Genomic DNA, 22,603 nt, shown 5'->3' with positions numbered 1-22,603 from the left:
ATGAGTGACAAGCCCGGTTACCGGCGCCCGCAAGCGGGTACTCAGCCTGATTACCTGCACCCGGCCTACCAGTCGACCAACACCCGCTCGCCGTCCAAGCCGCTGGTGTTCCTGCCCCATTCGCTGTCGGAAATCACCGGCCCGAGCATCGGCGCCGAGTCGATCCAGGAGCGGGACAACGACCTGACGGCCCAGCACCAAGGCCAGCCCCAGGGCGAGCGGATCATCATCCACGGCCGGGTGCTGGACGAGAACGGCCTGCCGGTGCCGGGCATCCTGGTGGAGATCTGGCAGGCCAACGCCGCCGGTCGCTACAACCACGACCGCGACCTGCACGACGCGCCCCTGGACCCGAACTTCACCGGCACCGGGCGCACCGTCACCGATGCTGAGGGCTGGTATCAGTTCCAGACCATCAAGCCCGGTGCCTACCCCTGGGGCAACCACCACAATGCCTGGCGTCCGGCGCATATCCATTTTTCGCTGTTCGGCCCGAGCATCCTCACCCGTCTGGTGACCCAGATGTATTTCCCCGGGGACCCGCTGCTGGAATATGACCCGATCTACAACTGCGTGCCGGACACCCGTGCCAAGGAACGCCTGATCGCCCGCTTCGACCTGGAGAAAACCATTCCTTCCTACGCCCTCGGTTACCGTTGGGACATCGTCCTGCGCGGCCGCGATGCCACGCCGATGGAGAAATAACATGAGCCTGACCGCGACTACCTCCCACACCGTCGGCCCCTACTACCACATCGGCCTGACCTGGCTGAACCGCGAAGACCTCACCGAGGAAGGCACTCTGGGCGAGCGAGTGGCAATCACCGGCCAGGTGGTGGACGGCAACGGCAACTTCGTCAACGACGCCATGCTGGAAGTCTGGCAAGCCAACGCTGCCGGCAAGTACCGCCACTGCGAGGACGACCAGGACAAACCTCTGGACCCGAGCTTCCAGGGTTTTGGCCGAGTCCCGGTGGATGGCGAAGGGCGCTTCCGCTTCACCACCATCAAGCCGGGCGCGGTGCCGGGTCTGAAGGGCACGACCCAGGCGCCGCACCTGGTGGTGCTGGTGTTCGCTCGAGGCCTGGTCAAGCACTTGCTGACCCGGATCTATTTCGAGGGTGAACCGGCCAATGCCACCGACCCCTTGCTGGCCTGTGTACCCGAGGAGCGCCGCAGCACCTTGCTGGCCAAGTCCGATGCCGAGGGCCGCTATCAGTGGAACGTGATCCTCCAGGGTACCGACGCCGAAACCGTGTTCTTCGACTACTGAGCCGGAGCACTGTGTAGCCGCTGCCGCAGGCTGCGAACGACCCGAAGGGGCGCGGGGTTCTCAAGGTTGCGGCGAGTTTGGCGAGAGATTGCCGAGCAAGGCCCTGTGTACCGAACGCGGCCCGGCCTTTCGCAGCCTCGCCGTGGCTCGGCAGCGGCTACAGGGCAGAACCACAGGGCCCACGTCCCGTAGGGAACGGGGTTGTTGCAAAGTGTGTCTAGATTCGCACTGTCCCCCATGAGTGAAAAACCATGACTACAACGACAAGTCACTACACCGCAGAGGAGCGCAGCAAAAGGATCTTTGCCATTGTCGGTGCTTCCTCCGGCAACCTGGTGGAGTGGTTCGACTTCTACGTCTATGCCTTTTGCGCCATCTACTTCGCTCCGGCGTTCTTCCCCTCTGACGATCCCACCGTGCAACTGCTCAACACGGCCGGGGTATTCGCTGCGGGGTTCCTGATGCGTCCCATCGGCGGCTGGCTGTTCGGCCGGGTTGCCGATCGTCATGGGCGCAAGAACTCGATGATGATCTCGGTGCTGATGATGTGCGCCGGCTCCCTGGTCATCGCCTTCCTGCCAACCTACGCCAGCATCGGTGCCTGGGCGCCGTTCCTGCTGCTGGTGGCGCGCCTGTTCCAGGGTTTGTCGGTGGGCGGCGAGTACGGCACCACCGCCACCTACATGAGTGAAGTGGCGCTCAAGGGCCAGCGCGGTTTCTTCGCGTCCTTCCAGTACGTGACCCTGATCGGCGGACAACTGCTGGCGGTGTCGGTGGTGGTGATCCTCCAGCAGTTCCTCGATGAGGCCGAGCTCAAGGCCTGGGGTTGGCGCATTCCCTTCGTGATCGGCGCCATCGCGGCGGTGATCTCGTTGCTGCTGCGGCGTTCGCTGAAGGAAACCACCAGCAAGGAAATGCGTGATAACAAGGACGCCGGCAGCATCGCCGCGCTGTTCAAGCATCACTCGGCGGCCTTTATCACCGTGCTGGGCTACACCGCTGGCGGCTCGCTGATTTTCTACACCTTCACCACCTACATGCAGAAGTACCTGGTGAACACCGCGGGCATGCACGCCAAGACCGCCAGCTACATCATGACCGGCGCGCTGTTCCTTTATATGTGCATGCAGCCGCTGTTCGGAATGCTCGCGGACAGGATTGGCCGGCGTAACTCGATGCTCTGGTTCGGCGCCCTGGGCACCCTGTTCACGGTGCCGATCCTGATGACCCTCAAGACCGTCACCAGTCCGTTCCTGGCCTTTGTACTGATCACCCTGGCCCTGGCCATCGTCAGTTTCTACACCTCCATCAGCGGCCTGGTGAAGGCGGAGATGTTCCCGCCACAAGTGCGGGCGCTGGGGGTAGGCTTGGCTTATGCGGTGGCCAATGCGATCTTCGGTGGCTCGGCAGAATGGGTGGCCCTGAACTTCAAGAACATGGGCATGGAAAACACCTTCTACTGGTATGTCACGGCGATGATGGCGATTGCTTTCCTGTTCAGCCTGCGTCTGCCGAAACAGGCTGCATACTTGCACCATGACCTTTGACCCGTACGCCTGTGCCCGCCCAGGGCACAGGCGCACCAAGGACTGTTTATGACCTTACCTGCGAGCAACCAGTTGTTCGATGCCTACTTTACTGCCCGGGAAATGCGTGGGGTGTTCTGTGACCAGGGGCGGGTCCAGGCCATGCTCGACTTCGAGGCTGCCCTGGCCCGGGCCGAGGCGCGGACCGGGTTGATTCCAAGCGCGGCGGTTGCCCCCATCGAGGCGGCTTGCCACGCCCATCTCTATGACTTCCAGGCCCTGGGTGAAGCGATCGCCACGGCCGGCAATTCGGCGATTCCTCTGGTCAAGGCCCTGGGCAAGCAGATCGCCCGGACCGATGCCGAGGCCGAGCGTTATGTGCACCTGGGCGCCACCAGCCAGGACGTGATGGACAGCGGGCTGGTGCTGCAATTGCGCCGCGCCGTGGACTTGCTGGAGCAGGACCTGAACCGTCTGGGCGGCATACTCGCGGCCCAGGCCCAGCGCTATGCCGACACGCCCCTGGCCGGCCGTACCTGGCTGCAACATGCCACGCCGGTGACCCTGGGCATGAAGATCGCCGGTTGGCTGGGGGCCGTGACCCGCAGCCGCGAACGGCTGCAGCAACTCAAGCCGCGTCTGCTGGTGCTGCAGTTCGGCGGTGCCTCCGGAACCCTGGCGGCCCTGGGCGAACAGGCCCTGCCGATTGCCCAGGCCCTGGCGCAAGAACTGCAACTGAGCCTGCCGGAACAGCCCTGGCACACCCAGCGCGACCGTCTGGTGGAGTTCGCCTCGGTGCTGGGCCTGCTGGCCGGCAGCCTGGGCAAGCTGGGGCGGGATATCAGCCTGTTGATGCAGACCGAGGCGGCGGAAGTCTTCGAGCCTTCGGCGCCGGGCAAGGGCGGTTCGTCCACCATGCCGCACAAGCGCAATCCGGTGGGCGCGGCGGTATTGATCAGCGCCGCGACCCGGGTTCCGGGCCTCTTGGCGACGATGTTTGCCGCCATGCCCCAGGAGCACGAGCGCAGCCTCGGCCTGTGGCACGCCGAATGGGAAACCCTGCCGGAGATCTGCTGCCTGGTGTCCGGAGCCCTGCAACAAGCCTTGCTGGTCACCGAGGGCCTGGAGGTCGACAGCGCACGCATGGCGCGCAACCTTGACCTGACCCAGGGCCTGGTTCTGGCAGAAGCGGTGAGCATTGAGCTGGCCCAGCGCCTGGGGCGGGAGACGGCCCATCACCTGTTGGAACAATGCTGCAAGCGTGCGGTGGCTGAACGACGCCATTTGCGCGAGGTATTGGCGGACGATGCCCAGGTCAGCGCCGAGCTGTCGGCGCCAGAGCTGGATCGTCTGATGGACCCGGCGCATTACCTCGGTCAGGCCCAGGCCTGGGTCGAGCGTGCCGTGGCTGAACATTTTGCCTTGAAGGCCTGAAGGAGACTGCTGTGGGATTCGTGAAACTCGCCGAGGGCGATCTGCACTATCAACTCGAAGGACCAGAGGGCGCGCCGGTACTGGTGCTGTCCAACTCCCTGGGCACCGATCTGCACATGTGGGACAAGCAGATCGCGGCGTTCACCCGGCACTTTCGGGTGTTGCGCATGGACACTCGCGGCCATGGCCGTTCGCTGGTGACCGAGGGGCCTTACAGCATCCAGCAACTGGGCCAGGATGTGCTGGCACTGCTGGATGCCCTGGATATCCGCCGGGCGCATTTCTGCGGTCTGTCCATGGGCGGCCTGATCGGCCAGTGGCTGGGGATCAATGCCGGCGAGCGTCTGCACAAGCTGGTGGTGTGCAACACCGCGGCGAAGATCGGCGATCCGTCCATCTGGAACCCACGGATCGAGACCGTGCTGCGTGACGGCCAGGCTGCCATGGTGGCGTTGCGCGATGCCTCCATTGCCCGCTGGTTCACCGAGGACTTTGCCGCCGCGCGTCCTGATCAGGCCAAACTGATCACCGACATGCTCGCCGCCACCTCGCCCCAGGGTTATGCCGCCAACTGCGCAGCGGTGCGGGATGCGGATTTCCGTGAGCAACTGGCAGCAATCAAGGTGCCGACCCTGGTGATCGCCGGCAGCGAAGACGCGGTGACACCGCCGTCTGGCAGTCACTTCATCCAGCAGCACGTGGCCGGCGCCGAGTACGCCGAGTTCTATGCCGCGCATCTGTCCAACGTCCAGGCCGGTGACGCGTTCAGCGACCGTGTCGTGGAATTCCTGCTGGCCTGACCCCGGATTCAAGGAGCCCTTTGTGGACGAGAAACAACGTTATGACGAAGGCATGCAGGTCCGCCGCGCCGTACTGGGCGACGCCCATGTGGACCGCAGCCTGAATGCCCTGAACGAGTTCAACTCGGAGTTCCAGGAAATGATCACCCGCCATGCCTGGGGTGATATCTGGACCCGTCCGGGCCTGCCGCGGCATACCCGCAGCCTGATCACCATCGCCATGCTGATCGGCATGAACCGCAACGAAGAACTCAAGCTGCACCTGCGGGCAGCGGCCAACAACGGTGTGAGCCGAGCCGAGATCAAGGAAGTGATCATGCAGAGCGCGATCTACTGCGGCATCCCGGCAGCCAATGCCACCTTCCACCTGGCCGAATCGGTTTGGGACGAGTTGGGCACCGAATCGCGTGTGTAACCCGTTCCATGGCCCAATAAAAAGGCCAGCCCGATCACCGGGCTGGCCTTTTTGTTGGGCGTTGCGCGGTTACAGCAGGCTCAGCGGATAGCTGACGATCAGGCGGTTCTCGTCGAACTCGTTGTTGCTGAAATCACGGCGCATGGTGGAGTTGCGCCATTTCAGGTTGAGGTTCTTCAAGGTGCCGCTCTGCACCGTGTACCCAAGCTCGCTTTCCCGGCCCCATTCCTTGCCATCGCTGACGGTGGTGGTGTGCACGTTGCTGCCGCTGATGTAGCGGTTCATCAGGGTCAAACCAGGCACGCCCAGGGCGGCGAAGTTGTAGTCATGGCGCAGTTGCCAGGATTTTTCCTTGGCGTTGTCGTAGCTGGCGTTGTAGCTGTCGTTGGCCAGGGTCCCGCCGCTGGTGCCATTGACCCGCATCCAGCCGCTGTCGCCAGTGAGTTTCTGCAGGCCGACGTAGAAGGTGTTGCCGCCGTATTTGGCCGAGAACAGGCCGGACCAGGTGCGGTTTTCCAGATCGCCGGCCCGGGCGCTGCCGTCTTCCTTGCCGTAGAAGAAGCCCAGGTTGGCCCCCAGGGTCCAGTCGCCCAGCGGCTGGGTGTGGATCAGGTTGACGAACTGCTGGTTGTAGATGTCCTTGAGCTCGGCATTCCACAGGCCGATCTGGGTGCGCTTGTCATTGAAGGCGTATTCGGCCCCCTGGAAGTTGAAGCGATCCGAGGTAAAGGCCGCTTTGCCGAACATCGTCATGTCGCTCATGCTGCTGTCGTCGCGGGGGCTGTTGCCACGGAACTGACCGCCATAGAGGATCAGGCCGGCGATTTCCTTCGAGGTGATCTGGCCGCCGCGGAAGGTCTGCGGCAGCGAGCGACCGTCATCCGAACGCAGGATTGGCAGCACTGGCATCCATTCGCCAACCTTGACCTCGGTCTGCGACAGCCGAGCCTTGAAGGCCACTCCCAGGCGCCCGAAGTTGTCCGCCGGGCGCCCGTCGTGGTCCAGGGGCAGCAGCTGGGTGCCACCGGTGCCCTTGCCACCGTCGAGCTTCAGCGAGTACAGGCCCAATACATCCATGCCGAAGCCTACCGTGCCCTGGGTGAATCCTGACTTGGCGTCGAGGATGAAGCTCTGGGTCCACTCTTCAGCCTTGCCCTGGACCTTGCTCGGGTTGGTGAAGTTGCGGTTGATGTAGAAGTTGCGCAGGTTCAGGTTGGCCTGAACATCTTCGAGAAAGCCCGACTCTGCGGCCATGACCGGCAGGGCGGCGCTGGTCAGCGCCAGGGCCAGAAGGCTGGGCAGAAGGTATTGCGGCGGGGTGATTGGCTTCATTCGTCGGTCTCTCTAATTGTTAGGGGTGCAACTATCCACTGCCGCAAAAAGCCCATGCGGACAGCTTTCAAGGTGTGGGAGGAGGTGCTTGCAGGATCAGCCGGAGCGGGCAGGACGTGAGGGCATGGCATCGAACCTGTTGTTATTGGTGTGTTCGGGTGCCGGGAATGGTGCGTCGCGGATCAGGGCCGATCAATTGGCGAATGCGGGTTCTGGGCGATTAACGAACAGTTATCGGGCCGGGTGTGGTGGGCTGCCAGGGGATATATCCCTGATGAATCCTGAGGTTGTCCTCGCTGATCGATCAATGCTGGAAGTTGCGCTATTTCCATGACGCTGCGGGCGGTATCAACTAGTTAATAAAAAGGACTTATTGCTTTAGTAGTAAATCCTTGTTGTTGGATGTTGTTCTTATATAAAAGGATATAGGGCTAATCGCCAGTTAAACTTGATATTCGGTGTTATCGATTATCGTAAAAAGGTTTAAGTGAAAGGTTTGTGTTCGCTGGAAAAGCAGGTTTGCCTTGCTATATTGAAGTTCCTCAAGGCGGACAAGGATAAGTTTAAAGTTTCGTCGGGAGAGGGCTTTTTATCGTGTTGTGAATATACAAGGAGAAATACCATGAGTACGAGAGTCAATCAGGAACGCTTGGCGTCGGTAGTCGGTCGCGCACTTCTGGATAAGGAGTTCGCCGCACAGTTGCAAAAGGACCCAGAAGCAGCGGCCAAAGGTATCGGTGTGCACCTGAGTGTTACCGAAGTGGGTGCAGTGAAAAGTATCGATACGGCAAAACTGACCAGCGCCGGTTCGGCGATTCGCGACAAAATTGGTGTCGCGGCAATCTTTGACACTCAACAGCAACAGGCGCGCATGGACTGAGCCAGGCGTGTGCAGTCCGGTGTGCCGCGCTCAAGTTTTCATCAGTGCGGCACACCGGAACCGGGATTCAAGGTCATCGTGGAGTGTCTGTCCGTGTCCATCACCCTGGTGTCGATGCAGGAAGCCGACTTCAGTCGTTTCGCCCAGCGAGCCCTGGATGAATACGCCGCCGGCATGGTGGCGGCCGGTGAGTGGTTGCCGGAGCAGGCGTCGCTCCAGGCGGCAGAGGTGTTCCGCCAGTTGCTGCCGCAGGGGCGTCTGAGTACGCACAATCACTTGTGGCGGGCGCTGTGTGCGGGACGGGCGGTGGGCGAGTTGTGGATCGCCGAGCGCCAGGTGGGTTCTCGACGGATTGCCTTCATCCTCGATCTTTTTATCGAACCGATCGAACGTCGCCGGGGTTACGCCAGGCAGACGCTGCTGGCCGGTGAGTCGGCGGCGCGTGAGTGGGGGTGTGACGAGATGCGTTTGCATGTCTTCGGGCACAACCTAGGGGCGCGTCGTCTTTATGAACTGCTGGGCTATGAAGTCGCCAGCCTGACGATGAGCAAGCCCTTGCCGTGACCTTAAGGGAAGGTTGAACCATGGACAGCGTTAACAGTCAGCAAACAGAACTTTCCATTGATGAGCTATTTCAGGGCACTACTTTTCTCCCGGACAGCGAGCCGGAACGTTTTTTAAAGTTACAGGAGCAAGTCGAAAAGAATCGTTATACGATGTTTGTCGCGTTATATGCCGAGCTGTCAAAGTTGTTTGTCGCCGACTCTGCGTTGAATCTTTTTTTTAAACAGGCGCTGGATATTATTCTGTCTCCGCCCAGTGCTCGCGCCAAACTTATCGCCCATCCAGTGTTTCAGATCTGGAGCATTCTGACGTTTCGTGATGTTAACTATCTGTTGACCGGAAAGACGCTGGATGATGCTGAAGTTAAAGCCAGGCTGCTGGAGTTTGCGCAAGTTCTGCAACGGATCGAAGCTTCGCAGGATGCACAGGTCGATGAGCAATACCCGCCGGTTTATCGATTCGATGTCGACCCGTTGATCACCCAGGTCACGCCGCCCAGTTATGACTATCCGCCAGATGAGCAAACCCGGCGTCATCTGGAGCGGGCGGGTTATTCCAAAGCCTTTTTCAAGGACGTCATGCAGCTTGCCCTGCTGCGGATCAAGCACACCTGGCCGGCCTGTCATGAACAGTGGCAAGTGCTGGTCAAGGCCGTGTGCTATTTGCCCGACGGCAGTTTTCGCAGTTGCTCGGCGTCCCGTTATACCGGGGTGATCCTGCTGTCGAGCCGGGACAACTCGATACTCGATATGGAAGAGTCGCTGGTGCATGAAGCGACCCATCAGCTGCTGTACAACATCGTTGAAGTCGCTGCGGTGGTGGAGCCCCACGCCTCCAAAGAAGCCCTGTATTCCTTGCCCTGGTCGGGGCAGCAGCGTGACTTGTATGGCTACTTCCATGCCTTCTACGTCTACATCGCCCTGGTCAAGTACCTGGAGCGGGTCCAGGCCCGTCCGGCAGAGGAAATGCGCCGGGCCGAGCAGCGCATGTTGTTTATCCTGCGGGGCTTGAGCAAGGCGCTGGCGGATTTTGAAACCGCACCGGGCTTCACCGCGCAAGGGCGGGAACTGCTGGGTAACCTGATGCAGGAAGTGCATCGGCTGGAGCGTCGTCATGCCGGGTTGCTGAGTCGAGGCGAAGGTGCCAGCACCGTTGCCGCGCCCCTGCACTTGACGGCCTGAGCCAGGGAGGCGGACATGCAAAACTTCGATTCTTCGCGTTTCCCCGAAGCCGGGGTGGGGCTGGAATATCATTTGCCACATGGCGCCGGGGCCGGCTCAGCAGGGCTCGATCCCACCATCGAGCGGATTCTGGATGAAGGGCTGCCGTACTTCGATTACCTGGAATTCCAGCCCACCCACTGCATTCTGCAGCCGCGGCTGAATGAGCTGGGCGGACGGGTGCCGGTGCTGCTGCATTCTTCCAGCCTGTCCCTGGGTAGCGTCGGTATTGAAATGGACCGGGAGTTTTTGCGCATGACCCGTCGTCTGTGCGACCGAACCTCATCCCCCTGGCTGGCGGAGCATATTTCCTGGTCACGGTTTCAGGGGGGTGATACCCAGCATTTCATTCTGCCGAGCCTGGCCCGTGAAGTGGCCGATACGGTGGTGGCCAATGCCATCGAGCTGCAGGCCTTCACCCGGACCCCCCTGGTGCTGGAGAACGCCCCCCGGCTGTTTTCCATGGACATTGGCCAGGAACTCTCCGAAGGCGGGTTCATTTGCAGTGTGGTCGAGCGCAGTGACAGTGGCTTTCTTCTGGACCTGGACAGCGCCATCAGCACGGCCAGGGCCCTGGGCTACGACTTGCGCGATTACCTGCGCTCATTGCCGCTGCAACGTCTGATTGAGGTGCATATCGGCGATCCGCGCCGGGACTGGGACATATTGCGCCAACTCTTGCAGTGTGCGCCGCTCAAGGCGGTCACCATCGAGTGGGACATTGCCGATCGAGCCGAGGACCCGCAGTTGTCGGCGCTGATCAAGGAGATCAAGGCCCTGCGGCCCGAACCTCTGTTCTGGCAGGCCGCGCCTGTTGCCAGTGTGCCGGCCCCGACGGTTGGCGCGGTGGATGGCCAGAGCTTGTTCGAACTGCGGCCGGGGACCTGGCTCGGTTTCGCCCATCAGGCCTTTTCCCTGCGCGATCGTCGGCGCGGCCTGGACCTGGAGTTGTCGACGGAGTTTTTGCCGCTGGTACGGCATTTTCTCTGCCCGCGGACCCTGGACAGCGCACTCTTGCTACCCGGCGCGTTGCAAGGCGAGAGCCTGGCGGTGCTCCAGGAGCTGATTGAGTTGGGCCTGTTGCAGCCCGGGCAGTCCCAGGGCCTTGCCGAGCCCGAGGACGCCGGCGATATCTGGGCCCATTGGCAGGACGCCCTGGATTTCTACCTGGGGACTCGCACTCAAACCGCTACGCCCTACATCAGTGTGGCGCAGATGGAAGAACAGCTGGCTGGCAAGGCGTTGCAGCAGCGTCAGCCATCGGCGTTCAAGGACTACTTTTCTCACCCGTTCCTTGCCCTGGACAATCCTCTGTTGGCATCTGCACCGGCGTTGGATCAGCAGGGCCTGATGGATACCTTGAGCGATCGCGAGACTTGCCGGACCTTCGACGGTTCGCCCTTGAGCGCCCGGCAGTTGTCCCTGCTGCTGTATTACACCTGGGGCGCTACCCAGATGCGCCGCAACCCCATGGGCGACTTCTTCCTGAAGAAAACCTCGGCGTCCGGCGGCTCTCTGCATGCCATCGAGGTCTATCCGATCTTGCTCAATGTGCAGGGCTTCGAGGCAGGGTTGTACCACTATTCGGTGCGTCGGCACGGGCTTGAACTGCTGTCGCGAGAGGACCCCGGCGAGTGGATTGGCGCAGCCTGTGGCGAGCAGGACTGGATCAGCAAGGCCGCCGTGGTGTTTCTGTCCACCGCGCGGCTTGAGCGCCTGGCCTGGAAATACCCGGGCAGCCGGGCCTTGCGCGTGGCCTTGATGGACTGCGGCCACCTGAGCCAGAGCTTCGCCTTGGTGGCCACGGCGCTGGGGCTCAAGAGCTGCACCACGGCAGCCTTGCGCGACGAGACCTTCGAAACCCGACTGGGCCTGGATTACCTGCGCGAGCCGGTGTTCCTGCTCAATGGTGCCGGCGGCTGAGGGGAGGGCGCGCGAGGCATAAAAAAACCCACCGTCAGGTGGGTTTTTCATACGCACAGACTGTGCTTCAGAACAGGTGCAGCGCCGGGGCCTTTTCAGCCAGTGGCTCGTTCTTCGCGGTCTGTTCGCTCCAGCCGCCGCCGAGGGCCTTGTACAGGTTGACCTCGCTGGTCAGCTGCGACAGGCGATCGGTGATCAAGGCCTGCTGGGCACTGAACAGCGAGCGCTGGGCGTCGAGGAAGGTCAGGTTGCTGTCGACCCCGATGCGATAGCGACGCTCGGCCAGGCGGTAGTAGTCCTGGTTGGCGTTGACGAAGTCACGCTGGGCCTGCAACTGCTGGTTGTAGGTCTGGCGTGCGGCCAAGCCATCGGAGACTTCCTGGAAGGCGGTCTGGATGGATTTTTCGTACTGGGCCACGGTGATGTCTTTCTGGATCTTCGAGTAGTCCAGGCTGGCCCGCAGGCTGCCGGCGTTGAAGATTGGCAGATTGATCTGCGGCTGGAACAGCCAGGTTCCCGAACCACCCTTGAACAGCCCGGAAAGGTCCGGGCTCAAGGTGCCGGCGTTGGCCGTCAGGCTGATGCTCGGGAAGAACGCCGCCCGCGCCGCGCCGATATTGGCGTTGGCTGCTTTGAGCTTGTACTCGGCTTCGAGGATGTCCGGACGCCGTTGCAGCAGTTCCGACGGCAGGCCGGCCGGCAGCTCGCTCAACAGATTGGCCGACAGCGGCTGGGCCGCCGGCAGATTGCTCGGAATCGCCGTGCCCAGCAGCAGCGTCAGGCTGTTTTCATCCTGGGCCACCTGGCGGGTGTAACGGGCCAGTTGCACCCGGGCGTTTTCCACCGAGGTTCGCGCCTGACTCAGGTCCAGTGCCGAGGCCACGCCCACTTCGTTGCTGCGAGAGGTCAGCCGGTAGCTTTCCTCGTAGGCACCGAGGGTGTCCTGGGTCAGTTTCAGCAGTTCCTTGTCGGCCTGCCAGGTCATGTAGGCATTGGCCACGCTGGCCACCAGGCTGATCTGGGTGCTGCGCCGGGCCTCTTCGCTGGAGAAGTAGGTCTGCAGGGCTTGTTCGCTCAGGCTGCGAACCCGGCCGAACAGGTCCAGCTCATAGGCGCTGACGCCCACGGTGGCCGAGTACTGGCTGGTGATCCCGGCTTCGCCGGTCTGCGACATGCGTGCTGGAGTACGCTGGCGGCTACCGCTGGCGTTGGCCGAAACCGCAGGGAACAGGTCAGCCCGCTGGATCTGGTACTGCGCGGCATAGGCATCGATGTTCAGCGCCGCGACTTTGAGGTCGCGGTTGTTTTCCAGTGCAGTCTGGATCAGCTGCTGCAACGCCGGGTCATGGAAGAACTGCCGCCAGCCCTGTTCGGCGGCCGCCACGTTGGCGGCCTCCTTGGGCGAGTAGGCAGGGCCTTGGGGGAATTGCGCCGCCACCGGCGCTTGCGGTCGCTGATAATCCGGTATCAGCGAGCAACCACTTAGCGCGATGGCGGTGATTGCCAGGGAGAGTAGCGACTTGCTCATTGGCCAGCCTCATTAGCAGTTGCAGTAGTTTCTGATTGGTCCGCTTTCCTGCGGCCCATGGACGACACGGTGACGAAGAACAATGGCACCCAGAAGATCGCCAGGATCGTCGCGGTGAGCATACCGCCAATCACCCCGGTACCGATCGCATGCTGGCTGCCCGAGCCGGCGCCGGTGGAGATGGCCAGTGGCACAACCCCGAGGACGAAGGCCAGGGAGGTCATGATGATCGGCCGCAGACGCATACGGCAGGCTTCCACCGCCGCGTCCACCAGGGAGCGGCCCTGCTCGTGCAGTTCCTTGGCGAACTCGACGATCAGAATGGCGTTTTTCGCCGCCAGGCCGATGGTCACCAACAGCCCCACCTGGAAGTACACGTCGTTGGACAGACCCCGCAGGCTGGTGGCCATCAGTGCACCGATGATCCCCAGAGGCACTACCAGCATGACCGCGATCGGAATCGACCAGCTTTCATACAGGGCTGCCAGACACAGGAACACCATCAGCAGGGACAAGGCATACAGCGCTGGAGCCTGGGAACCCGACAGGCGTTCCTCATAGGACAGGCCGGTCCAGGAGATGCCCACACCCGGTGGCAGCTTGGCGGCAATGGCTTCGACTTCGGCCATGGCCTCACCGGTACTGTAGCCAGGGGCTGGAGCACCGAGGACTTCCATGGCTTCCACGCCGTTGTAACGGGCCAGTTTCGGCGAACCGTAGATCCACTCGCCCTTGGCGAAGGCGGAGAACGGCACCATGGTCCCGGCGCTGTTGCGTACGTACCACTTCTTCAGGTCTTCAGGGCTCATGCGAGCACCGGCCTGACCCTGGATGTAGACCTTCTTCACCCGACCGCGGTCGATGAAGTCGTTGACGTAGCTACTGCCCAGGGCAATCGACAGGGTGTTGTTGATATCGGTGAGGGTCACGCCCAAGGCACTGGCGCGCTCGTCATCGATGGTCAACTGGTACTGCGGTTCATCGTTCAGGCCGTTCGGACGCACCTGGGACAGCACCTTGCTCTGAGCGGCCATGCCGAGGAACTGGTTGCGTGCCGCCATGAGTTTCTCGTGGCCGATACCGGCGCGGTCCTGGAGGAACACGTCGAAACCGGTGGCGTTACCCAACTCCAGTACCGCCGGAGGGGCGAAGGCGAACACCATCGCGTCACGGAAGCTGAAGAAGTGCTGCTGGGCGCGGGCCGCCAGGTTGAACACGCTGTTTTCTGCGGAGCGCTCGCCCCAGGGCTTGAGCATGATGAAGGCCATGCCCGAGCTCTGGCCGCGACCGGCGAAGTTGAAGCCGTTCACGGTGAACACCGAAGCCACGGTGTCCTTTTCCTTGTCCAGCAGGTAGGCGCGCATCTCGTCCACCACCACTTGGGTCCGTTCGGCACTGGAGCCGGCTGGGGTCTGTACCTGGGCGAACAGAACGCCCTGGTCTTCTTCCGGCAGGAACGCGGTCGGGATGCGGGTGAACAGCCAGATCATGCCCAGGACGATCAATACGTAGGCCAGCAGGTACGGGACCTTGTGGCGCAGCATGTTGCCGACGCCGCGCTCGTAGCTTTTCACGCTGCGATCAAAGGTGCGGTTGAACCAGCCGAAGAAGCCGCGCTTCTCGTGATTCTGCCCCGCAACCACAGGCTTGAGCATGGTGGCGCACAGGGCCGGGGTGAAGATCAGGGCCACCAGCACCGACAGGGCCATGGCCGACACCACGGTGATCGAGAACTGTTTGTAGATCACGCCCGTGGAGCCGCTGAAGAAGGCCATCGGCAGCAGTACCGCAGACAGCACCAGGGCGATACCCACCAGGGCGCCCTGGATCTGGCCCATGGATTTCTTCGTCGCTTCCTTGGGTGACAGACCTTCCTCGTGCATCACCCGCTCGACGTTTTCCACCACGACGATGGCGTCGTCCACCAGCAAGCCGATGGCCAGCACCATACCGAACATGGTCAGGGTGTTAATGCTGAAGCCGGCCGCCGCGAGGATGCCGAAGGTCCCCAGCAGGACCACCGGCACCGTCATGGTGGTGATCACCGTGGCGCGGAAGTTCTGCAGGAACAGGAACATCACCAGGAACACCAGGACAATCGCTTCCACCAGGGTTTCAACCACACCCTTGATGGATTCGGTCACCACTGGCGTGGTGTCGTACGGGAACACCACCTTCATACCTTGCGGGAAGAAGGGTTCCAGGTCGCTGATGGTCTTGCGCAGCGCCTTGGCGGTGTCCAGGGCGTTGGCGCCGTTGGCCAGTTTCACCGCCAGACCGGAAGCCGGCTTGCCGTTGAACTGGGCGCTGATGGCGTAGTTTTCGCCGCCCAGCGCTACATCGGCAACATCACCCAGGCGTACTTGCGAACCGTCCTTGTTGACCTTGAGCAGGATTGCCTTGAACTGCTCGGCCGTCTGCAGGCGAGTCTTGCCGATGATGGTGGCGTTCAGCTGCTGGCCGGGCAGGGCGGGCAGGCCACCGAGCTGGCCGGAGGACACCTGGACGTTCTGCGCGGCAACCGCGGTCTTCACGTCCACCGGGGTCAGGTTGAAGTTGTTCAGCTTGGCCGGGTCGAGCCAGATCCGCATGGCGTACTGGGCACCGAACACCTGGAAGTCACCCACACCCGCGGTCCGCGAGATCGGGTCCTGCATGTTCGACACGATGTAGTTCGACAGGTCGTCCTTGGACATGCTGCCGTCCTCGGAAACCACGCCGATCACCAGCAGGAAGTTCTTCACTGCCTTGGTTACGCGGATACCCTGTTGCTGCACTTCTTGCGGCAGCAGCGGGGTGGCCAGGTTGAGCTTGTTCTGTACCTGGACCTGCGCGGTGTCCGAGTTGGTGCCCTGCTCGAAGGTGGCGGTGATGGTCATGCTGCCGTCGGAGTTACTTTCCGAGGACACGTAACGCAGGTTGTCGATACCGTTGAGCTGCTGCTCGATCACCTGGACCACGGTGTCCTGCACGGTCTGTGCAGAAGCGCCTGGGTAGGTCACGGAGATCGCAATCGCCGGAGGGGCGATGCTCGGGTACTGGTTGATCGGCAATTTGAGGATCGATAGAGCCCCGACCAACATGATCACCAGGGCAATTACCCAGGCGAAAATCGGACGGTCGATAAAAAATTTCGACATGGTTTACTCCCCTTTGCCGCCTGCAGCTTTGTCAGTTGCCTGTGCAGGGGCCGGGTTCTTGGTTGCTACATTGGTCGCTTCGCTGGCCTTGACTTCAATGCCCGGCTTGACGAATTGCAGGCCTTCGGTGATCAGCCGATCACCAGCTTTCAGGCCATCTTCCACCAGCCACTGGCTACCGACGGTGCGGCTGGCCTTGAGCTGGCGCAGCTCGACCTTGTTGTCCGGGCCAACCACCAGGGCGGTCGGGGTGCCTTTCAGGTCGCGGGTCACGCCTTGTTGTGGGGCCAGGATCGCTGCACTGTTGACCCCAGCTTGCAGCTGGGCGTGGACGAACATGCCCGGCAACAGGGTGTGCTGGGGGTTGGGGAACACGGCGCGCAGGGTCACCGAGCCGGTGGTTTCATCCACCGAGACTTCGGAGAACTCCAGCTTGCCGTCGAGCTTGTACTGGCTGCCGTCTTCCAGCGTCAGTTTGACCTTGGCGGCGTTGTCGCCCACTTTCTGCAGGCGACCGCTTTCCAGCTCGCGGCGCAGTTCCAGCAGCTCAACCGAGGACTGGGTGACGTCGACGTAGATCGGGTCCAACTGCTGGATCACTGCCATGGCATTGGCCTGGCCGTTGCTGACCAAGGCGCCTTCGGTTACCGAGGAGCGGCCAATGCGGCCGGTCAAGGGCGACAGCACTTTGGTGAAGCGCAGGTTGATCTGGGCACTTTGCAGGGAGGCTTCCGATTGCAGACGGTTGGCCACGGCGGTGTCGTATTCCTGGCGGCTCACGGCCTGCTCATCGACCAATTGCTTGTAGCGATCTGCAATCGACTTGGTCGATTGCAGATTGGCCTCGGCGCTCTTCAGCGTTGCCTCATAGACCGATGGATCGATCTGATAAAGCTGCTGACCTTCCTTAACATCTCCGCCTTCTTTGAACAGACGCTTGAGAATGATCCCGTTTACCTGTGGGCGAACTTCGGCGATGCGGAAAGCGGTGGTCCGGCCCGGGAGTTCGGAAGTCAAGGTAAAGGCTTGTGGTTGCAGGGTAACGACGCCGACCTGAGGGGCTTGAGGGGCTGGCGCCGCCTCTTCCTTTTTACATCCGCTGAGCAGCGATGCCAGGGCGACGGCAGTGACCAGAGCGGTAACAGCTGGCTTGAGTTGCATGAAGATCCTCGGGTCAGGCACGCAAGATGCGCACAAGAAAAGTGGAAGGGTAAAAAGAGTTGGCTGAGTGGATTAGTAGCTTGCTAAGGAATATACTTACGTTCATGGTTGTTTGTAAATACCCTGGCGGCGTACCCATCCGGTTACAAAAGCCCCTGTAGGTGTTGAATTGTAGGTTGGGCAAACGGCACTCGAGATGCCGTTCCATATTTATTCAGAAGGTCTTCACGCATCGCTGAAAGATCCTGATCGAGGTTTTACTGCCATGGTCCGTCGTACCAAAGAGGAAGCTCAAGAAACTCGCAGCCAGATACTCGAGGCCGCCGAAAAGGCCTTTTACGAGCGTGGCGTGGCGCGTACCACCCTGGCCGATATCGCGGCGCTGGCAGGGGTGACTCGGGGTGCCATCTATTGGCACTTCAGCAATAAGGCCGATCTGGTGCAGGCCATGCTCGACAGCCTGCGTGAACCCTTGGATGAGATGGCTGCCGCCAGTGAAAATGTAGATGAAATGGATCCGTTGGGCTGGATGCGCAAGTTGCTCATTCATTTGTTTCATCAAGTTGCCCTGGACCCGAAAACCCGACGCATTAATGAAATTCTGTTTCATAAGTGCGAATTCACCGATGAAATGTGCGACCTGCGTCGCCAGCGTCGTGCCGCCAGCCTGGACTGCAACCTGCGTATCGAGTTGGCGCTGACCAATGCAGTGAATCGTGGGCAATTGCCCGAAAATCTCGACACTATGCGAGCGGCTATCAGCATGCGGGCCTTTATCGATGGCATCCTTTATCAATGGCTGCTGGCCCCTGACAGCTTCGCTCTGCACACCGAGGCGGAGCGCTGGATCGACATCGGGCTGGACATGCTGCGCTTGAGCCCGAACCTGCGTCATTAAGACAAAATGCGTAATTGAGTCCAGTTATGTCAAGATTTACGGCGAGGGAGATTCATTACCGCGCTCGCCGGATCGCGATGGGGTGCTTTTATATACGGGCTGGCTGCATCTTGATAGATAGCGAGCTACGTATTTTGTAGTGATTTTGTTGCGGGTGTGTGAATGAGTGTGAACCCTTCACCGTTCAAAGGCGCAGAACAGCCAATCAAGGGGATCGCCCTGATTTGTCTGGCGGTTCTGCTCTTCGCCAGTCACGACACGCTGTCCAAATATCTCTCGGCCTTTTACCCCATCGTCATGGTGGTCTGGGCTCGTTACGTGGTTCATACCTTGCTGATGCTGGTGGTGTTCGTGCCTCGCAGCGGTTTTTCCGCGGTGGTACGAACCAAGCGTCCCGGCCTGCAACTGCTCCGGGCCTTGTGCCTGATCGGCACCAGCCTGCTGTTCACCACTGGCCTGCGCTATATCCCCCTGGCGGAAGCTACCGCGGTCAACTTTCTTGCGCCCTTGCTGGTCACGGCCTTGTCTGTGCCGTTCCTGGGCGAGCGGGTCAGCCGTGGGCAATGGCTGGCGGTGCTCGCGGGCTTCGTCGGGGTGCTGATCGTGGTGCGCCCTGGTGGCGTTCTCTTCACTCCGGCGATCCTGCTGCCCCTGGGGTCGGCGCTGTGCTTCGGCTTTTATCAGTTGCTCACCCGCAAGCTCAGCGGCATCGACAGCCCGACTACCAGCAACTTCCTGACCGGGATCTTCAACAGCCTGATCATGAGCGCGTTGTTGCCGTTTTTCTGGAGCACGCCAAGCTTTATTCACGGCCTGTTCATGATCGGCCTCGGCACCTGCGGCATGCTTGGCCATATGCTGCTGACCCAGGCCTTCCGTCATGCCGCGCCGGCGATGCTGGCGCCTTTCAGCTACGGACAGATACTGTTCGCTGGCCTGTATGGCTACCTGATCTTCGACCATACCCCGGACCGCTACGGCCTTATCGGGATTGCGGTGATCTGCCTGAGCGGCCTGGCGGTGGCCTGGACTCAACGCAAGCGTTAATCCTGGCACTCAAAGAAAAGCCCCGGCTCGCGAGAGTCGGGGCTTTCTATTTACAGAGGCAGGCTTACAGCGCCGGGTAGTCGATGTAGCCCACTGGGCCCTTGCCGTAGAAGGTTTCCGGATGCGCCTCATTCAAGGGCGCATCGGCCTTCAAGCGGGCCGGCAGGTCCGGGTTGGCGATGAAAGGTACACCAAACGCAACGGCGTCAGCCTTGCCGGCGGCCAGCCAGGCATTGGCGCTGTCCTTGGTGAAGCGCTCGTTGGCGATGTAGGGGCCACCGAAAGCCGCTTTCAACTGCGGGCCCAGGCTGTCGGCGCCTTCTTTCTCGCGGGAGCAGATAAAGGCGATGCCGCGTTTGCCCAACTCGCGGGCTACGTAGGTGAACGTCTCTGCCAGGTTGTCGTCGCCCATGTCATGGGAGTCGGCACGGGGTGCCAGGTGCACGCCCACTCGGCCAGCGCCCCAGACCTCGATGGCGGCGTCGGTGACTTCCAGCAGCAGGCGGGCACGGTTCTCCAGAGAACCGCCGTACTGGTCGGTACGCTGGTTGGTGCTGCTTTGCAGGAACTGATCCAGCAGGTAACCGTTGGCGCCGTGGATTTCCACACCGTCGAAACCGGCGGCCTTGGCGTTTTCCGCACCGACCCGGTAAGCGTCGACGATGTCGGCGATCTCAGCGGTTTCCAGGGCTCGCGGGGTTGGGTAGTCGGCCAGTGGACGCACCAGGCTGACATGGCCCTTGGGCTGGATGGCGCTTGGCGCCACTGGCGTTTCACCGTCCAGGTAGGACGGGTGGGAAATCCGCCCCACGTGCCACAGCTGCAGGAAGATCTTGCCGCCAGCGCCGTGTACGGCCTTGGTTACATTGGCCCAGCCACGCACCTGGTCGTTGGACCAGATGCCGGGGGTGTCCGGGTAGCCCACCCCCATTGGGGTCACCGAGGTGGCCTCGCTGAGGATCAGGCCAGCGGAGGCCCGCTGCACGTAGTACTCGGCCATCAGCGCATTGGGCACGCGGCCGGCGTCGGCGCGGCAGCGGGTCAGTGGGGCCATGATGATGCGGTTGGACAGCTCGAGGTCGCCGATCTTGATCGGATCAAAGAGAGTGGTCATGGAATACAGCCTTCTATATAGGAAAGGAACGGATCAGTGGGTTGCAGCAGCCAGTTCGGCGTTGCCGCCCTGGCGAAAGGTAATCAGCGTCACCAGCAGGGCCAGGATCGCCAGGACCGCCGCCGCCAGGGGCACGCTGGTCAGGCCGAAACCGTGGGCGATGACGCTGCCGCCGACCCAGGCGCCCAGGGCGTTGCCGATGTTGAAAGCGCCGATGTTCAGGGTCGAAACCAGGTTGGGTGCGGCTTTGCCGAAGGTCACCACATTGACCTGCAAGGCCGGCACCGCAGCAAACGAAGCGGTGGCCCAGAGGAACAGAGTGATCTCGGTGGGAATCAACGCCACGCTGGTCCAGGTCAGTACAGTGGAGACCACGGCCATGGCCGCGAACACGCCGATCAGGGTGGCGCCCAGGCGCTTGTCCGCCAGCTTGCCGCCGATGATGTTGCCCAGGGTCAGGCCCAGGCCGATCAGCAGCAGGGTCCAGGTCACGCCCCGGGGCGAGACGCCGGTGACGTCGCCGAGCAGCGGCGCAACGTAGGTGAAGAGGGTGAACATCGACGCGGCGAACAGTGCGGTCATACTCAGGGATAGCCAGATCCCCGCGCCCTTGAGGGCCGCCAGTTCCGCACCCATGTCGAGTTTTTCCTCATCGCGCTTGGCCGGCAAAAAGCGCAGCAGGCCGATCAGCGCCACCACACCGATGACCGTCACCGCCCAGAAGGTCGAACGCCAGCCGGCTGCCTGGCCCAGAGCAGTACCCAGGGGCACGCCGAGTACGTTGGCCAGGGTCAGGCCGGTGAACATCAGGGCCACGGCCGAGGCGCGCTTGTTGGCGGGCACCAGGCCGGCGGCCACCACAGAACCGATGCCGAAGAAGGCACCGTGGCACAGCGCCGTGATTACCCGGGCGAACATCAGCACGTTGTAATCACTGGCCAGTGCACACAGCAGGTTGCCGACAATGAAGATCCCCATCAGTGCTACCAGGGCTGCCTTGCGTGGCAGCCGTGCGGTGGCCAGGGCCATGAACGGCGCGCCGATGGCCACACCCAGGGCGTAGCCGGTCACCAGCCAGCCGGCACCGGGAATCGACACCCCGAGGTCCGCCGCCACATCGGGCAAAAGCCCCATGATGACGAACTCGGTGGTGCCGATGGCGAAGGCACTCAAGGCCAGGATGATGAGTGAAAGGGGCATTGTCGGGTCCTTGTCAGATCAGAGCTGTTGGCTCATTTGCGTGAGGAACTGCTGGATGACTTCCTCATTGCGTTTGAAAAAATGCCATTGGCCGACTTTCCGGCTGCTGATCAGGCCTGCGCGTTGCAACGTGGCGAGGTGGGCGGACACGGTCGACTGCGACAGGCCGCAGCGTTGATCGATCTGTCCGGCACAGACGCCGTGCTCATTGCTGTGAGCCTGATCGGGAAATTCGACTGTCGGGTCTTTCAGCCAGTGCAGGATTTCCCTGCGAACCGGATGTGCCAGGGCTTTTATTATTTCGTCGAGGTCGAGGGACATGGCGGTGCTCGTTTTCCATAAAACGTTGTATCGCGATGAGGCGAAATTTAAATCGTTATTTCGCGATATACCAATATGATTTTGATCTTAAATCATCACTTATCGGTATATCGGGTTATAACGATATGTTGGGCGCGGTGCTAAGCTGCGCGAATGAATTATCTCGCACATCTACACCTTGGCGGCCAGCGTCCGGGTCAATTACTCGGCAGCCTGTATGGCGATTTCGTCAAAGGCCGCCTGCAAGGGCAGTTTGCCCCCGAGGTCGAGGCGGCGATCCAGCTGCATCGGCGCATCGATACCTACACCGACAGCCATCCTCGGGTGACGGCGGCACTGTCGCGTTTCTCCCTGACCCGGCGGCGCTATGCCGGCATCGTCATCGACGTGTTCTTCGATCACTGCCTGGCCCGTGACTGGGCTCATTACGCCGATCGTCCCTTGCCGCTGTTCACCGCCGAGGTGTACCGGGTGCTGGCGGCCGAGCCGCAACTGCCGGCGCGTCTGGCGCAGATTGCGCCGTACATGGCTGCTGATGACTGGCTGGGTTCCTATCGGGATTTCGCGGTGTTGGAGCAGGTCTTGCGGGGCATTGCCCGACGCTTGTCACGGCCAGAGGAATTGACTGCAGCGATGATCGAGCTGGAGCGGCTGTATCAGCCCTTGAGCGAAGATTTCCGAGCCTTCTACCCGCAGTTGCAGGCATTCGCCGCGCAGCACACCCAGTTGCCCTGACGAACGTTCCACCGGGAGGCGCTGGCTTGCCAGCGAAGGCGCCTTCATGAGTGGCGCCAGGCTTGAAGGCCTTTTCGCCGGCAAGCCGGTTC

General features: G+C 61.6%; 20 protein-coding genes. 13 read left to right on the top strand and 7 right to left on the bottom strand.

The genetic code is table 11. The features are described 5' to 3' along the window. The 6 genes from pcaH to pcaC all read left to right on the top strand — a co-directional run bounded on the left by pcaH (position 1) and on the right by pcaC (position 5,448). On the top strand, positions 1 to 705 hold the full coding sequence (pcaH, locus tag Q8O96_RS11630) for a protocatechuate 3,4-dioxygenase subunit beta (RefSeq protein WP_102861496.1): 705 nt from the start codon (positions 1 to 3) through the stop codon (positions 703 to 705). 1 nt (position 706) lies between these two features. Further along, a complete protein-coding gene (pcaG, locus tag Q8O96_RS11625; protein ID WP_102861497.1) occupies positions 707 to 1,273 on the top strand; it encodes a protocatechuate 3,4-dioxygenase subunit alpha in 567 nt (188 codons plus the stop codon). Between the two features lie 251 nt (positions 1,274 to 1,524). Next, positions 1,525 to 2,820 carry an MFS family transporter gene (locus tag Q8O96_RS11620; RefSeq protein WP_102861498.1) on the top strand — a complete coding sequence of 432 codons (1,296 nt, stop codon included), beginning with the start codon at positions 1,525 to 1,527 and terminating at the stop codon, positions 2,818 to 2,820. A 48-nt stretch (positions 2,821 to 2,868) separates the two neighbouring features. Next, the gene (locus tag Q8O96_RS11615; RefSeq protein WP_207815395.1) at positions 2,869 to 4,233 is read left to right on the top strand and encodes a 3-carboxy-cis,cis-muconate cycloisomerase; all 1,365 of its coding nucleotides are present in this window, start codon (positions 2,869 to 2,871) and stop codon (positions 4,231 to 4,233) included. A gap of 11 nt (positions 4,234 to 4,244) precedes the next feature. After that, entirely contained in the window at positions 4,245 to 5,033 is a 789-nt protein-coding gene (gene pcaD / locus Q8O96_RS11610) for a 3-oxoadipate enol-lactonase (protein ID WP_102861500.1), read from the top strand. A 22-nt stretch (positions 5,034 to 5,055) separates the two neighbouring features. After that, the gene (gene pcaC / locus Q8O96_RS11605) at positions 5,056 to 5,448 is read left to right on the top strand and encodes a 4-carboxymuconolactone decarboxylase (protein ID WP_102861501.1); all 393 of its coding nucleotides are present in this window, start codon (positions 5,056 to 5,058) and stop codon (positions 5,446 to 5,448) included. Between the two features lie 69 nt (positions 5,449 to 5,517). Here pcaC and Q8O96_RS11600 read toward each other — a convergent pair whose 3' ends face one another. Further along, complete coding sequence (locus tag Q8O96_RS11600) at positions 5,518 to 6,780, bottom strand: OprD family porin (protein WP_305948826.1); 1,263 nt, start codon at positions 6,778 to 6,780, stop codon at positions 5,518 to 5,520. 622 nt (positions 6,781 to 7,402) lie between these two features. On the opposite strand from Q8O96_RS11600, the gene Q8O96_RS11595 reads away from it, so the two are divergent. The 4 genes from Q8O96_RS11595 (at position 7,403) to Q8O96_RS11580 (ending at position 11,367) form a co-directional block, all read left to right on the top strand. Next, on the top strand, positions 7,403 to 7,660 hold the full coding sequence (locus Q8O96_RS11595; RefSeq protein WP_102861503.1) for an Os1348 family RiPP precursor: 258 nt from the start codon (positions 7,403 to 7,405) through the stop codon (positions 7,658 to 7,660). A 93-nt stretch (positions 7,661 to 7,753) separates the two neighbouring features. Further along, positions 7,754 to 8,224, top strand: coding sequence for a GNAT family N-acetyltransferase (locus tag Q8O96_RS11590; RefSeq protein WP_242553907.1), 471 nt, complete (start codon positions 7,754 to 7,756; stop codon positions 8,222 to 8,224). Positions 8,225 to 8,244: 20 nt separating this feature from the next. Then, entirely contained in the window at positions 8,245 to 9,405 is a 1,161-nt protein-coding gene (locus tag Q8O96_RS11585) for an HEXXH motif-containing putative peptide modification protein (RefSeq protein ID WP_305948825.1), read from the top strand. Between the two features lie 15 nt (positions 9,406 to 9,420). Then, entirely contained in the window at positions 9,421 to 11,367 is a 1,947-nt protein-coding gene (locus Q8O96_RS11580; RefSeq protein WP_250329234.1) for a DUF692 family multinuclear iron-containing protein, read from the top strand. Between the two features lie 67 nt (positions 11,368 to 11,434). Here the strand turns inward: Q8O96_RS11580 and adeC are convergent, their stop codons facing one another. The 3 genes from adeC to emhA are packed head-to-tail and all read right to left on the bottom strand — an operon-like array spanning position 11,435 to position 17,196. Beyond that, positions 11,435 to 12,895 carry an AdeC/AdeK/OprM family multidrug efflux complex outer membrane factor gene (gene adeC / locus Q8O96_RS11575; RefSeq protein WP_207816684.1) on the bottom strand — a complete coding sequence of 487 codons (1,461 nt, stop codon included), beginning with the start codon at positions 12,893 to 12,895 and terminating at the stop codon, positions 11,435 to 11,437. After that, complete coding sequence (locus tag Q8O96_RS11570; protein ID WP_102861507.1) at positions 12,892 to 16,035, bottom strand: efflux RND transporter permease subunit; 3,144 nt, start codon at positions 16,033 to 16,035, stop codon at positions 12,892 to 12,894. Before Q8O96_RS11570 ends, adeC begins: the two co-directional genes overlap by 4 nt. Before the next feature lie 3 nt (positions 16,036 to 16,038). Continuing rightward, entirely contained in the window at positions 16,039 to 17,196 is a 1,158-nt protein-coding gene (gene emhA, locus Q8O96_RS11565; protein WP_102861508.1) for an efflux RND transporter periplasmic adaptor subunit EmhA, read from the bottom strand. A gap of 265 nt (positions 17,197 to 17,461) precedes the next feature. Here emhA and emhR point away from each other — a divergent pair, with 265 nt between their 5' ends. Both emhR and Q8O96_RS11555 read left to right on the top strand, forming a co-directional pair. After that, the gene (gene emhR, locus Q8O96_RS11560) at positions 17,462 to 18,094 is read left to right on the top strand and encodes an efflux system transcriptional repressor EmhR (RefSeq protein WP_102861509.1); all 633 of its coding nucleotides are present in this window, start codon (positions 17,462 to 17,464) and stop codon (positions 18,092 to 18,094) included. A gap of 162 nt (positions 18,095 to 18,256) precedes the next feature. Continuing rightward, positions 18,257 to 19,141 (top strand): DMT family transporter, encoded by an 885-nt coding sequence (locus tag Q8O96_RS11555; protein WP_102861510.1) that lies wholly within the window; start codon positions 18,257 to 18,259, stop codon positions 19,139 to 19,141. Between the two features lie 64 nt (positions 19,142 to 19,205). Here the strand turns inward: Q8O96_RS11555 and Q8O96_RS11550 are convergent, their stop codons facing one another. Genes Q8O96_RS11550 through Q8O96_RS11540 form a run of 3 tightly spaced genes read right to left on the bottom strand, consistent with a single transcriptional unit; the run spans position 19,206 to position 21,776 of the window. After that, entirely contained in the window at positions 19,206 to 20,255 is a 1,050-nt protein-coding gene (locus Q8O96_RS11550) for an alkene reductase (protein WP_102878651.1), read from the bottom strand. Between the two features lie 33 nt (positions 20,256 to 20,288). Next, a complete protein-coding gene (locus Q8O96_RS11545; protein WP_102861512.1) occupies positions 20,289 to 21,455 on the bottom strand; it encodes an MFS transporter in 1,167 nt (388 codons plus the stop codon). Between the two features lie 18 nt (positions 21,456 to 21,473). Next, complete coding sequence (locus tag Q8O96_RS11540; protein ID WP_016965050.1) at positions 21,474 to 21,776, bottom strand: helix-turn-helix transcriptional regulator; 303 nt, start codon at positions 21,774 to 21,776, stop codon at positions 21,474 to 21,476. A gap of 153 nt (positions 21,777 to 21,929) precedes the next feature. Between Q8O96_RS11540 and Q8O96_RS11535 the strand changes: the two genes are divergently transcribed. After that, positions 21,930 to 22,511, top strand: a complete 582-nt coding sequence (locus Q8O96_RS11535) for an ACP phosphodiesterase (RefSeq protein WP_102861513.1) — start codon at positions 21,930 to 21,932, stop codon at positions 22,509 to 22,511. The last annotated feature ends 92 nt before the right edge of the window (positions 22,512 to 22,603 follow it).

This window comes from Pseudomonas sp. LPH60 (assembly GCF_030718165.1).
Taxonomy (GTDB): Bacteria; Pseudomonadota; Gammaproteobacteria; order Pseudomonadales; family Pseudomonadaceae; genus Aquipseudomonas; species Aquipseudomonas danubii.
This window is presented reverse-complemented; position numbering and strand designations above follow the sequence as displayed.